The following is a 12,128-nucleotide window of genomic DNA, read 5'->3' as shown; positions in this document are numbered from 1 at the left end:
ACATCTTCGCCCACGCGTGCGTACGAAGCGAGCGTTCCTGGGACGAAGCGCGCCCTGTAACCGTGGCTTCGTCCCCGGAACCGTGGCTTCGTGACGACGAGGAGGCAACCGGACATGGTCCGCCCAGTCCCCGCGGCGACGGCGACGCTGCGCGCGCTGCGGTTCCTCTCCGCGCAGCCCGTCCCCGTCCCGGCCAGCCGGATCGCCGCGGAGATCGGGCTGCCCCGGTCCTCGACGTACCACCTGCTCGCCGCGATGGCGGAGGAGGACTTCGTCGTCCACTACCCCGACGACCGCACGTGGGGGGTGGGGGTCGGCGCGTGGGAGGTCGGGCTGGCGTTCGCCCAGCAGGAGCCGCTCGCCCGCCTCGCACGGGTCCCCCTGGCACGGCTCGTCGACCGGCTCGGGCAGTCCGCGCACCTCGCCGTCCTCCACGGGTCCGACGTCCTGTACGTGCTCGAGGAACGGGCACCCGGCCGCCCGTCGCTGGTCACCGACGTCGGCGTACGCCTGCCGGCGCATCTCACCGCCTCCGGTCGCGCCCTTCTTGCGACGCTCTCGCGCCCTCAGGTGCGTGCGCTCTACCCGGACCCGGCGGCCTTCGTGACCCGGACCGACGTCGGCCCCCGTACGCCGACGCAGCTGCGGGACCTCCTCAGCCAGACGCGCCGGCGCGGCCACGCCACCGAGGACGGCGAGGTCACCCCGGGGTTCCGCAGCGTCGCGGTCGCGCTGGCGGCACCGTCGGTGCGCGCCGCCGTCGCCGTGACGTGGGAGTCCACGGCCGGCGTCGCCGAGACCGACGTCGTCGCTGCCGTACGGAGCACCGCCGCGACTCTCGACCGGCGCCTGCACGCGCGCTGACGTACGCCCTACTGGCCCGTACGACCGTCGATGCACTCGCGGAGGAGGTCGGCGTGACCGACGTGCCGGGCGTACTCCTCGATCATGTGCACGAGCACCTCGCGCAAGGCGATCTCGCCGCGCGCGGTGCTCGCGGCGAGCATCCCCAGGTCGTCGGTGGCGGCGACGAGCTCGTCGGCGTTGGCGACCTCGTCCTCCCACCGACGCCACGCGTCGGCCACCACCTCGTCGTCGGCGACCGCGCCGTTGAAGTCGGCGTCGCGGTCCTCCGCGGTCCGGTAGTGGCGAGGCGCGTCCTCATCGGCCATCACCTGCCGGAACCACGTCCGCTCGACGTCGGCCATGTGGCGTACGAGCCCCAGCAGGGACAACGTCGACGGCGGGACCGAACGGCGGGCCATCTGCTCGGCGTCGAGCCCGTCGCACTTCATCTTCAGCGACAACCGGTAGGCGCGGAGGTAGTCCAACAACGTCTCTCGCTCGCCGACCAGCGGCGCATCGGGCTCACGCGGGTCGTCCTGGGGGTCGACCCACATGTCCGGTGCCTGGCGTTCGGTGCTCATGCGAGGCAGTCTGCCAGCCACCGGTGCCACGGCCACCACGCGCGGGAAGGACCCTATTCGTCCACCCAGAACCCGCGGCTGCCGAACCACCCGCCGTACGACTCGTACGCCGAGCCGGTGCCTCCTCGCGCCCCGAGATAGCTGTCGACGACGGCGACGCCGAGGTCTTCCAGCTCGGGAGCGACGACGCGCCCGTCGACGCGCCGCGCCATCTGCTCGATGAAGCGCGCGAGCCCTGGATCCTCGCCGAGCCGGAAGAACGTCGTCTGCGCACCGAGGCGACCCACGTCGTCGAGCGCCCGGACCGTGTGCGCGACCGTCCGGGGCGACGGTGGATACGTGAAGAAGACCTCGCCGTCGGGCTCCAGGTGCGAGGTCGGCTCACCGTCGGTGACGACGAGCAGCACCGGCTGGGCCGACGGGTGCTTGCGGAAGTGCCGGTGCGCGAGAAGCAGCGCGTGGTGCAGGTTGGTGCCCTTGTCCCACTTCGCGTCGAGGGCCGTGAGCTGGTCGATGTCCATGACCTCGGCGTACGGGCCGAACCCGACGAGCTGCAGGTGGTCGCCACGGAAGCGGCTCTGGATCAGCGTGTGGAGGGCGAGCGCGGTGCGCTTCATCGGCACCCAGCGTCCGTCCATCGCCATCGAGAACGACGTGTCGACCAGCAGGGCGACGGCCGCCTGCGTCCGCGCCTCGGTCTCGCTCACCTCCACGTCGCGGATGTCGAGGCGGACACCGGTGCGCGGATCGCCGCCCTCGGCCGTCGTACGGAGTACGGCGTTCGTCACGGTCTTGGTCACGTCCCACGGTTCGGTGTCACCGAAGGCCCACTCCCTCGAACCGCCGGAGAGCTCGCCTGCGGCCCCTGCCCGGCGGAGGTCGCGCGCGCCCTGGCGACCGGACATCCGGTTCGCGACGTCACGCAGCAGCGACCGTCCGAGCTGGCGGATCGCCTTCGGGGACAGCCGCAGCCCGCCGTCGGTGCCCCGCTTGAGAGACCCGCTCTCGCGCAGCGCGCGCTCGAGCTCGGCGAGCGCGCGGGCGTCGACCGCGGCGTCCTCACCGAGGAGCTCGCCGAGCTTGTCGAGGTCGATGTCGCTCATCCGCGCGCCGGGGTAGGACTGCGAGAGCTGCTCGCCGAGGGAGTCGAGGTCCGCCAGCTCCTGCAGTACCCCGGTCCCGTCACCGAGACCGAGCCCCTGCTCGCCGTCGAACCGCTCCGATCCTGTCCAGTCCTCCCCGGGCCGCAGCGCCTGGAGATTCGCGTCGAGCTGGCCCAGGGCGTCCTGCAGCTCGGGGCTGCCGAAGGCCTGGGCCGACAACGCCATCAGCTCGTCGCGCTGCTCGGGCGTCATGGAGTTGAGCATCCGCTGCGCGGCCGCCGAGCGGGCAGCGAGCGTGTCGATGAGCTCGTCGACGGACTGCGGGTTCTCCGGGAAGAAGTCGCCGTGCTTGTCCATGAAGTCGCGGAACTGCTCCTCGGTGTCCTCCCCGCGCCGGTGGGCCGCGAGGAGCTCGTTGAGGTCGCGCACCATCTCGGCGACCGCCTCGCGGTCGGCCTCCGTGGCGTTCTCCAGCGCCTCCTTCATGCCGGCGAACCGCTGGTCCAGCAGCTCGCGTCCGAGCAGGTCCTTGATGCGCTCGAAGTCCTCGCGCGCCTGCGCGCTGCGCCAGGAGTAGTCCGACAGCTCCGACACCGCGGCCGCCGGGGACGACGGCAGGTTCTCGATGCGCATCTCGGCGAACCGCGCGTCGTCGTCGAGGTCGCGGGCGAGCTGCTTGCGCTCCTCCAGCACCGCGCGGTCGAGGAGCTCGCGCACCTCGCGCAGCGTGCCGTCGAGGTCGTGCTGCTCGAGCAGGCTGCGTCGACGCTGCGCGACGCGTCGCGCGAGGTCGTCGAGACCCGTACGACTCTCGGTGCCGCGTCGCAGCACCTCCCGCATCGCGTGCTCGGGCGAGTAGCCGGCCATGACGTCCTCGCCGATGGCCTCGAGCGCCTCGGCGATGTCGACGGGCGGAGCCAGAGGGTCTCCGCCGGCGTACCGGCCGTACCGGCTGTCGCGCCTGCTCATCCGTAGACCGTCTCTCCTCCGCCCGAGTCCTTCCCGATCTTGCGTGCCAGGAAGAGCCCTTCGAGGGCGAGCTCCAGCGCGCTCGCCCGCTCACCGTCGCCGTCGGCTCCGAGCCGGTCCATCACCTCGTCGTAGAGGTCTGACTCCCCCAGCACGGGGAGCCCGGAGAGGAAGTCGTTCGCGGTCACCTGCTCGCCGGTGGTCACCGTCGCTCCAGAGGCGAACGCCTCGACCAGGAGCGCGAAGTCGATGCCGCGCAGCCGGTGCCGCACGGTCTCGGCGGTGGCCGTACGGAGGACGTGCTCGAGGATCGCCCGCTCACGCCCCTCCTCACCGGTCTCGAACTCGACCTTGCCACCCAGCACGTCCACTGCCGTCTCGAGGTCGACGACACGGGCGACGGCGTCGTCCTCACCGCCGACCGTCGCGCGGTGCAGGGCCGCGGCGGCGACCGTCTCGGCACCGGCGATCGAGAAGCGGGCGGACACGCCCGAGCGCTGGTCGACGGCCTGCGACTCCCGCAGAGCCCGCGTGAAGCGCGCCATGATCTCCAGCAGGAAGTCGGGCACGGTCGCGACCAGCGCCGCCTCCTGGCGGATCACGGCGATCTCGTCCTCGAGCTCCAACGGGTAGTGGGTACGGATCTCGGCACCGAAGCGGTCCTTCAGCGGCGTGATGATGCGCCCGCGGTTCGTGTAGTCCTCCGGGTTGGCGGTGGCGACCACCATGACGTCGAGCGGGAGCCGCAGGACGTATCCGCGGATCTGGATGTCGCGCTCCTCCATCACGTTGAGCATGGCGACCTGGATGCGTTCGGCGAGGTCGGGCAGCTCGTTGATCGCGACGATGCCGCGGTGGGAGCGCGGCACGAGCCCGAAGTGGATCGTCTCCGGGTCACCGAGCGACCGTCCTTCGGCGACCTTCATCGGGTCGACGTCGCCGATGAGGTCGGCGACGCTCGTGTCGGGGGTGGCAAGCTTCTCCGCGTACCGCTCGTCGCGGTGGCGCCAGGCCACGGGCAGGTCGTCGCCGAGCTGGGCGGCACGCCGACGTGCGACCGGCGTGATCGGCTCGTACGGGTGCTCGCCGAGCTCGGACCCCTCGATGACGGGCGTCCACTCGTCGAGGAGCCCCGCGAGGGACCGCAGCAGGCGGGTCTTGCCCTGGCCGCGCTCGCCCAGGAGGACCACGTCGTGCCCGGCGAGGAGCGCACGCTCGAGCTGAGGGATGACCGTGTCGTCGAGGCCGTGGAGGCCGGGCCAGGGATCGCGCCCCTCGCGCAGGGCGGCGAGGAGGTTGTCTCGGACCTCGTGACGGAGGGACTTCTGGATGTGGCCGGAGGCGCGAAGCTCGGCGACCGTGCTGGGTGCAGGCGCATTCACTCCTCCACGCTAGTCCGGCGTGGCCAAGATCACCGACGACCGTTCGCTGACGGCGGACAGAAGCCCGGCGACGACAAGGACGCGCTCAGGCGGCTCCCGTCCTCCACACTGGGTCTCATGGGGGCGACGAGGCGGCGGTTCTCGATCGGTGCCGCCGTCGCGAACGGGATCGACCGGGGGTTCGTCGCGTTCTCGGCGCTGGCGGCGGCGTGGTTCGCCTACCTGCTGCTCGTCGAGGGGGCGCGGCCGGGGTGGCAGTCCGGCCTGCTGGTCGTCTTCTGGCTGTTCGTCGCCTACCTGCTGCTCCCCCGGCTCCACCGGATCTTCACGCAGATCTACGTCCCGGGCTACTTCATCGGCCGTGCCCGTACGCCGGACGGCCGCCTGGGCGACCCCGTCAACCTGGCCTTCCGCGGTCGCGAGCAGCAGATCCACCAGGCGATGGTGCGGGGAGGGTGGACGCGTGCCGACGACCTCGACCTGCGCTCCGGACGGCGCATCGTCACGTCGACACTGAGCCGCCGCAGCTACGCCGCTGCCCCGGTGAGCCCGCTCGTGCTGTTCGACCACCAGCAGGACTTCGCGTACGAGCGCGAGGTGGACGGCAGCCCTTCGCAGCGCCACCACGTCCGGTTCTGGCGGTGCCCGGAAGGGTGGAAGCTGCCCGGCGGGTTCTCCGCGGACTGGCTCGCCGCGGCCACGTACGACCGCAGCGTGGGCCTGTCCACGTTCACCCTCCAGATCACCCACAAGGTCGCCCTCGACACCGACGTCGAGCGCGACTTCGTCCTCACGTCGGTCCGCGGCGCGGAGCCCGCCGTGTCGGTGAGGGTGATCGAGGACTTCTCCACCGGCTACCACGCCCGCAACGGCGGGGGCGACGCGATCGAGACCGACGGTGACCTGCCCGTCGTCGACGTCACCGCGGTCGACGCGCCCCCCGAGCCGCCCGCCGTGACGACGCCGGGCGGACGGTCCGGGCCCCCCGCGCCGACCGTCTTCGGAGCCGGCGTCGCCGCCCTGCGGTCGTTGGGATACCTCGTCTCCGTCGTCGTCGCCGTGCTGGCTCCCGACGTGGTCGCCGAGGTCGCCACCCGCGCCGGCGCGGACGTGTCGACCCGCGACATCGAGGCCGCCGCGCGATGGGGGGCGGCCGGGCTCGCCGTCTACGGCCTCATCGACCTCGTGCTGGCCGTGGCCGTGCTCCGCGGGGGCAACCTCGCCCGACTCGTCCTGATGTCGCTGTGCGCCGTGGCGACGGTGACGGCGTTCGTCGCCGACGTCGGAGGCGACCAGCCGGTGACGCTGACGCACCTGCCGACGGTGGGCGTCAACATCCTCGTCATCCTCGCGCTGACGAGTCCGCGCTCGCGCGCGTACGCGACGCAGGACGTCAGCGCGCGGGCAGCACCTCGGTCATCACGCGCTGGACGTTCCCGCCCATGACTGCGGCGATGTCGGCGTCGCTGAAGCCGCGGTCGACGAGCTCCTGGGTCAGCACGGCGAGGTCGGCGGTGTCCCAGCCGACGGCGACCGAGCCGTCGTAGTCGCTGCCGAGGCCGACGTGCGCGATCCCGACGAGGTCACGCACGTGCACCATCGCGTCGACGACAGCCTTCGCGGTGGTGTCGCACACGGCACCGTCGAAGTAGCCGATGCCGACGACGCCACCGGTCGCTGCGACGCCCCGGATCTCGTCGTCGGTCAGGTTGCGGTTGACCTTGCAGGTCGCCTGGACGCCGCCGTGGCTCGACACGACGGGCTTGGTGGCGCGGGCGAGCATCTCCGCGACCGCGGGGTGGCTGGCGTGGGCGACGTCGACGATCATGCCGAGGCGTTCCATCTCGTCGAAGACCTCACGCCCGAGGTCGGTCAGCCCGTCCTTCTCCTCCCCGTGCATCGAGCCCGCGACCTCGTTGTCGAAGAAGTGGGTGAAGCCCGCCATCCGGTGGCCGGCGTCGTACAGACGCTTGAGGTTGTCCGCATCCCCTTCGAGGGACTGCAGGCCCTCCAACGAGAGCAGTGCCCCGGTGACGTCCTTGCCGGCCGCGCGGTCGGCGACGAGCGTCGTGAGGTCCTCGCGCGTACGGACGATGCGCAGGGCGCCGTCGGAGCGCTTCTCGGCGTCGCGGAGCTTCTCGGCGTGGTACATCGACCGCTCGAAGATCGAGCTCCACGTCCGTGGCGGCTGGAGCTGGGCGAACGTCAGCAGCGTGATGTTGTCGGTGTCGGCGCTGTTGGAGTCGAAGTTCTGCCCCTTCGGCGACTTGCTGACCGACGAGAACACCTGGAGGGCGACGTTGCCCTCCTGGAGCCTCGGCAGGTCGACGTGTCCTCGCTCGCTGCGCTCGAGCAGGTCGCGCTTCCACAGCAGGGTGTCGGAGTGCATGTCGAGGATCGTGAGGGAGTCGTGCAGCTTCTGCGTCTCGGCGGTCACCTCGGGCTGCGGTCCCTCGACGATCTCGTTCATGCTGCGCTCGACGATGCCCGGCGCGAGGGTGAAGAACGCGACCGCGGCGAGCACGAGGAGCACGAGGAGGGTGACGAGCACACGCTTGGTCTTGACGAAGCGACGGCGGCTCGGTGCGGGCTCCGAGGCAGCGGGAGACGACATGGGGGTCCTTCCGTGGCGGGCGTCACACCGTACCTGTCTCTGACAGCGACGCTGTCACCCGGCCTCGCCCCGCGGGGACGTACGCTGTGGCCGTGATCTCGCACCTGCCGACAGGTCCCCGCGCGTGAGCGCCGGACTGGCCGCCCTCCTCGACGACATCGCCGCGCTCGCCAAGCTGGCTGCAGCCTCGATCGACGACGTCGGTGCGGCTGCCGGACGTGCCAGCACGAAGGCAGCCGGAGTCGTCGTCGACGACGCCGCGGTCACCCCGCGGTACGTCCAGGGGCTCAGACCTGAGCGCGAGCTGGCGATCATCAAGAAGATCGCGATCGGCTCGCTGCGCAACAAGCTCGTGTTCATCCTCCCCGTCGCGCTGCTGCTCAGCCAGTTCGCGCCGTGGCTGCTCACCCCGATCCTCATGGTCGGTGGCACCTACCTCTGCTACGAGGGCGCGGAGAAGATCTGGGAGAAGGTCTCGGGCCACCACGGTCCCGACGTCCCCTCGTCGTCGCAGGGGCCCGTCGAGGAGAGCAAGGTCGTCTCAGGCGCCATCACGACCGATTTCATCCTGTCGGCCGAGATCATGGTGATCGCCCTCAACGAGGTGGCCGACGAGCCGTTCGTCTCGCGTGCCGTGATCCTCGCGGTCGTCGCGATCGCCATCACGGCGCTCGTCTACGGCGCTGTCGGTCTCATCGTCAAGATGGACGACATCGGACTGTCTCTGGCCGCCCGCAGCTCCGCCTTCTCGCAGAAGGTCGGCCGGTTCCTCGTCCGCGCGATGCCGGTCGTCCTCGGCACGCTGTCGATCGTCGGCGTCGCCGCGATGCTCTGGGTCGGCGGCCACATCCTGCTCGTCGGCGTCGACGACCTCGGATGGCACGGCTTGTTCGACGCCGTGCACCACCTCGAGGAGATCGTGCACGACGCCGTCCCGGGTGCGGGCGGAGTCCTGCCGTGGCTGGTCAACACCGCCGCCTCGGCACTGCTCGGTCTCGTCGTCGGCGCCGTCGTGGTCGCCGTCAGGCACCTGCTGGGGCGCCGCAAGAAGCACTGACGGCCGCAGGTCACGCCGGTCGTACGCTCAGCGTATGCCGTGGCGTCAGCGTGAGCTCCAGGCCTTGGGGCATCAGCGTCAGCCGCTCGTCGATGCTCAGCTCGTACGACGGGTCGCCGACGAGGTCGTAGCGGTGCAGGATCCGCGCCAGCGCCATCGTCGCCTCGTGCACCGCGAACTGGCGCCCGATGCAGGCGCGCTCACCGGTCCCGAACGGCTTGGCCGTCCCCGCGAGCCGCGGCCTGGGGCGTTCGGGCTCGAAGTCGTCGGCCGTCTCGCCCCACACCGCCGGGTCGCGCTGGACCAGCGGGAGGAACACGAGCGCCCAGTCGTCGGGCGTCATCGTCCAGCGGCCGCCGAGCGTCGTCGTCTCGCGCGGGCTGCGCGCGTAGCCGGGAGCCGTCGGCCACAGGCGCAACGACTCGTCGAGCACCTTGCGGAGGTAGCGGAAGCGCGCCACCTGCTCGTACGACGGGGTCGCGTCGGGGTCGGCACCGAGGATCGCGTCGGTCTCCGCCTGTGCCTTGGCCATCGCCTCGGGATGGCGCAGGAGGTAGTAGAGCGCGAACGACAGCGCACCGGAGGTCGTCTCGTGGCCGGCGACGAGGAACGTCAGGATCTGGTAGCGGATGTTGGCGTCGCTCAGCCGTTCGCCGGTCTCGGGGTGGGCCTGGTCGAGCATGATGCCGAGCAGGTCGTCGCCACCGGTGGCCGGCGACCGCCGCCGCGACGCCACGATGTCGTCGAGGAACCGGTTGACGTACGACAGCTGGTCGGCGTGCTTGCGGTCCAGGCGCCGCTCGAGGATCCGCGCCCCGGGCAGCGCGCCGATGACGCCCTTGCGCCGCCCGAGCGTCAGCGCGGTGACCATGCCCTCGACGAACGGGTGGACCTCTCGGGTGGTGAACGAGCCGAACGCCTGGCTGAACCCCGTACGACCGATGGTCTCCAGCGTCAGGCGTGTCATGTCCGCGGAGACGTCGATGCGGCCCGGACCTTCGTCCCACACCCCGAACAGCTCGTCGAGCGTCTCGGCCATCACGGGGTGGTAGCGCTGCATCGCCTGCTTGGTGAACGCCGGGACCAGAAGGTCGTGCGCGAGCCGCCAGTTGGGCTCGTCGTTGTACGCGGTGAAGAGCCCGTCGCCGGCGATGCCGCGCAGGCCGTCGAGCGCCGGCGAGTTCGCCTTGACGAACCGCTTCTCGTCGTTGAGCTCGGCGGCGAGCTCCGCGCTGGTCACGAACACGAACTTCTGCCCGAAGACGACGATCTCGAAGATCGGCCCGAGGCGGCGGTGGTGCTCGAGGATGTACTGGACGGGACGGTCGGGATCCATGCTCTCCGCGTCCTTCATCCAGCGCCGACGCCCGGCAGGATGAGGGAACGTGTGTCCGGACCAGGCGTTGCGCATCGGTAACTCCTTGTTGCACGTCGGTTCAACAAAGACTGAACCGCTACTGAACGCGTGTCAAGTAGTGTTCGCCGCATGGCGTCCCGCACGAGGCTCTCTCCGGAGCAGCGCCGCGCGCAGCTGCTGCAGCTCGGTGCGCAGCTCTTCGCGACCCAGCCGTACGAGGACGTCCACATCGAGCGGGTCGCGGAGATGGCGTCGGTGTCGCGAGGGCTGCTCTACCACTACTTCCCGACGAAGCGCGCGTTCTTCGCCGCGCTCCTCGCGCAGGCCGCCGACCAGCTCGCGGAGGCCACGACGCCCAAGCCGGACGTCAGCCCGCGCGAGCAGCTGCTCGCGGGCGTCGAGAACTACCTCCGCCACTGCGCCGCCAACCGGCTCGGGGTGAGCACCATCCACCGCGGAGCAGCCAGCGGCGACCCCGAGATCGAGTCGATCCTCGAGCGCTCGACGCGCCAGCACGAGGAGCGCATCCTCACCGTCCTCGCTCCCGGAGCCGAGCCACACCCGCTGCTGGTCCTGGCCGTCCGCGGCTGGCTGCTGCACCTGCGCACCGTCGGGCACGAGTGGGCGACGACCGCCGCCGACGTCCCGCTCGACGACGTTCGCGACATGTGCGCCGGAGCCCTCGTCGGCGCACTCGTCGCGCTGCCGGCCGCCGCTCAGCCGTCCGAGCTCGGGTCGCTGCTCGCCGACTGAGCGCGTGCGGCTACGCCAGCCGCCGGTAGTCGAGGAGCAGGCTGCCGCTCGGTGCGGCGACGGACTTCTCGAGCTGCCAGCGCTGCGGCTCGGCGAACCCGTCCCAGAGCCGCCTCCCCTCCCCCACGGCGACGGGGGTCACGACGAGCCGCAACGCGTCGACGAGGTCGGCGTCGAGCAGCGACCGGGTCAGCGCGAGGCTGCCGTGGATCCCGATGTCGCCGCCATCCTCCTTCTTGAGGACGCGCACGGCGTCCTCGAACGGGCCGTCGACGACCGTCGTCGCGGCCCAGTCGGGCGCGAACGGCTCCGACGCGGCGACGTACTTCGGGACGGTGTTGATGAACGACGCGAACGGCTCGTGGTCCGAACCCGGCCAGTACGTCGACCACTCGTCGTACATGCGGTGCCCGAGCAGCACCGCGTCCTGCGTGCCGATCACGCGCCGCAGGTTGTCGTACATGACGTCGTCGAACTCGAGGACGTACCGGTCAGGTGACTCGGCGACCCCGTCCAGCGAGAGCAGCATGTAGGCGACGACGTTGCGCATGGGTTCCTCCGTACGGTCGGTGGTGACAGGCTTGTGGACCCCACCCAGCCCTCGAACTCATCGGCGTCCTACCGGGCACCGTCGCCGTCGGGGCGGAGCCGTGCAGCCAGGTACGCGAGGATCTCGTCGCGCGCCTGCACGGTGGGGTGCCCCTCCTCGTCGACCAGGTGCGCGGTCACCACGCTGTGGGGCGTGCCGACCACGTCGCGGAAGAACGGCGGCGGCTCGGGGTTCGCGACCCCGCCGTCCAGGACGCGACCGTCGAACCGGTCGCCCAGCAGCTTCCGGTACGCCGCGAACCGCTGGCCTGTGCACCACCGGTCGTTGTCGAAGCGGTACGCGAGCGCGCTCAGGTCGTCCCGGTCGAAGCGCTCCCGTACGGCGTCGGCGTCCTCGGGCGAGATCTCCAGCACCGACGGGTCGTCCAGCGGGAGCGACGGCTGCCCCAGCACCGGGGCGATCACCGACGTCTCCAGCGTCATCGTCAGCGCGAAGTTGCCGGTGAAGCACATCCCGACCGTCCCGACCCCCGGTCCGCCGCACTCCGAGTGCGCCTGCCGCGCGAGCGCCCGTAGCCACCGGACGACCGGGCTGGTCCCGCCACCGGCGAACGCGCGGAACTCCGCGCTGACGCACGCCCGCTTCATCACCGCCGTGCCGTCGTCCGCGGTGGGGACGGCGCCGTCGGTCCCGAACAGCGAGGGGACGTAGACGGTGAACCCCGCCTCGCGCACCCAGCGCGCGAAGCGCAGCACGTCCGGGCTGATCCCCGGCATCTCCGGCATCACGACCACCGCCGGCCCCTCGCCGGCCACGTGCACGACCTTCTCCGTGCCCTCCGCGGCGAACCTCCGCCGCGTGAACCCGTCCAGCACGCCTGCCTGCCCCTCGATGTCCGTCATCGGGCCTCCTCTGC

Annotated in this window: 11 protein-coding genes; 4 read left to right on the top strand and 7 right to left on the bottom strand. The window is 71.4% G+C overall.

Translation table 11 applies throughout. From position 1 onward, the window contains the following. The first annotated feature begins 114 nt into the window (after nucleotides 1-114). Nucleotides 115-864 (top strand): IclR family transcriptional regulator, encoded by a 750-nt coding sequence (locus tag NYZ95_RS16010; protein ID WP_262852324.1) that lies wholly within the window; start codon nucleotides 115-117, stop codon nucleotides 862-864. Nucleotides 865-872: 8 nt separating this feature from the next. Here NYZ95_RS16010 and NYZ95_RS16005 read toward each other — a convergent pair whose 3' ends face one another. From NYZ95_RS16005 to NYZ95_RS15995, 3 genes are read right to left on the bottom strand one after another with little or no spacing between them, the layout of a single operon-like run. Next, a complete protein-coding gene (locus NYZ95_RS16005; protein ID WP_262852323.1) occupies nucleotides 873-1,427 on the bottom strand; it encodes a DinB family protein in 555 nt (184 codons plus the stop codon). Nucleotides 1,428-1,480: 53 nt separating this feature from the next. Next, nucleotides 1,481-3,499, bottom strand: a complete 2,019-nt coding sequence (locus NYZ95_RS16000) for a vWA domain-containing protein (RefSeq protein ID WP_262852322.1) — start codon at nucleotides 3,497-3,499, stop codon at nucleotides 1,481-1,483. Then, nucleotides 3,496-4,881, bottom strand: a complete 1,386-nt coding sequence (locus NYZ95_RS15995; RefSeq protein WP_262852321.1) for a sigma 54-interacting transcriptional regulator — start codon at nucleotides 4,879-4,881, stop codon at nucleotides 3,496-3,498. Before NYZ95_RS15995 ends, NYZ95_RS16000 begins: the two co-directional genes overlap by 4 nt. Nucleotides 4,882-4,998: 117 nt before the next feature. On the opposite strand from NYZ95_RS15995, the gene NYZ95_RS15990 reads away from it, so the two are divergent. Further along, a complete protein-coding gene (locus tag NYZ95_RS15990) occupies nucleotides 4,999-6,327 on the top strand; it encodes an LssY C-terminal domain-containing protein (RefSeq protein WP_262852320.1) in 1,329 nt (442 codons plus the stop codon). On the opposite strand, the gene NYZ95_RS15985 is transcribed toward NYZ95_RS15990, so the two are convergent. Next, nucleotides 6,275-7,495 (bottom strand): dipeptidase, encoded by a 1,221-nt coding sequence (locus tag NYZ95_RS15985; RefSeq protein ID WP_262852319.1) that lies wholly within the window; start codon nucleotides 7,493-7,495, stop codon nucleotides 6,275-6,277. The genes NYZ95_RS15990 and NYZ95_RS15985 overlap by 53 nt on opposite strands. 124 nt (nucleotides 7,496-7,619) lie before the next feature. On the opposite strand from NYZ95_RS15985, the gene NYZ95_RS15980 reads away from it, so the two are divergent. Then, the gene (locus tag NYZ95_RS15980) at nucleotides 7,620-8,552 is read left to right on the top strand and encodes a DUF808 domain-containing protein (RefSeq protein WP_262852318.1); all 933 of its coding nucleotides are present in this window, start codon (nucleotides 7,620-7,622) and stop codon (nucleotides 8,550-8,552) included. Between the two features lie 10 nt (nucleotides 8,553-8,562). Here NYZ95_RS15980 and NYZ95_RS15975 read toward each other — a convergent pair whose 3' ends face one another. After that, nucleotides 8,563-9,963: a cytochrome P450 gene (locus NYZ95_RS15975; protein ID WP_262852317.1), complete on the bottom strand. Its 1,401-nt coding sequence runs from the start codon at nucleotides 9,961-9,963 to the stop codon at nucleotides 8,563-8,565. Nucleotides 9,964-10,038: 75 nt separating this feature from the next. Here NYZ95_RS15975 and NYZ95_RS15970 point away from each other — a divergent pair, with 75 nt between their 5' ends. After that, nucleotides 10,039-10,662 (top strand): TetR/AcrR family transcriptional regulator, encoded by a 624-nt coding sequence (locus NYZ95_RS15970; protein WP_262852316.1) that lies wholly within the window; start codon nucleotides 10,039-10,041, stop codon nucleotides 10,660-10,662. Between the two features lie 10 nt (nucleotides 10,663-10,672). Here NYZ95_RS15970 and NYZ95_RS15965 read toward each other — a convergent pair whose 3' ends face one another. Both NYZ95_RS15965 and NYZ95_RS15960 read right to left on the bottom strand, forming a co-directional pair. Next, nucleotides 10,673-11,212, bottom strand: a complete 540-nt coding sequence (locus NYZ95_RS15965; protein WP_262852315.1) for a dihydrofolate reductase family protein — start codon at nucleotides 11,210-11,212, stop codon at nucleotides 10,673-10,675. Nucleotides 11,213-11,280: 68 nt separating this feature from the next. Beyond that, complete coding sequence (locus tag NYZ95_RS15960) at nucleotides 11,281-12,114, bottom strand: dienelactone hydrolase family protein (RefSeq protein WP_262852314.1); 834 nt, start codon at nucleotides 12,112-12,114, stop codon at nucleotides 11,281-11,283. Nucleotides 12,115-12,128: the final 14 nt, after the last annotated feature.

The sequence above is a fragment of the Mumia quercus genome (assembly GCF_025506335.1).
Classification (GTDB): domain Bacteria; phylum Actinomycetota; class Actinomycetes; order Propionibacteriales; family Nocardioidaceae; genus Mumia; species Mumia quercus.
Note: the sequence above shows the minus strand (reverse complement) of the source record. Positions and strands in the feature narration are given on the sequence as shown.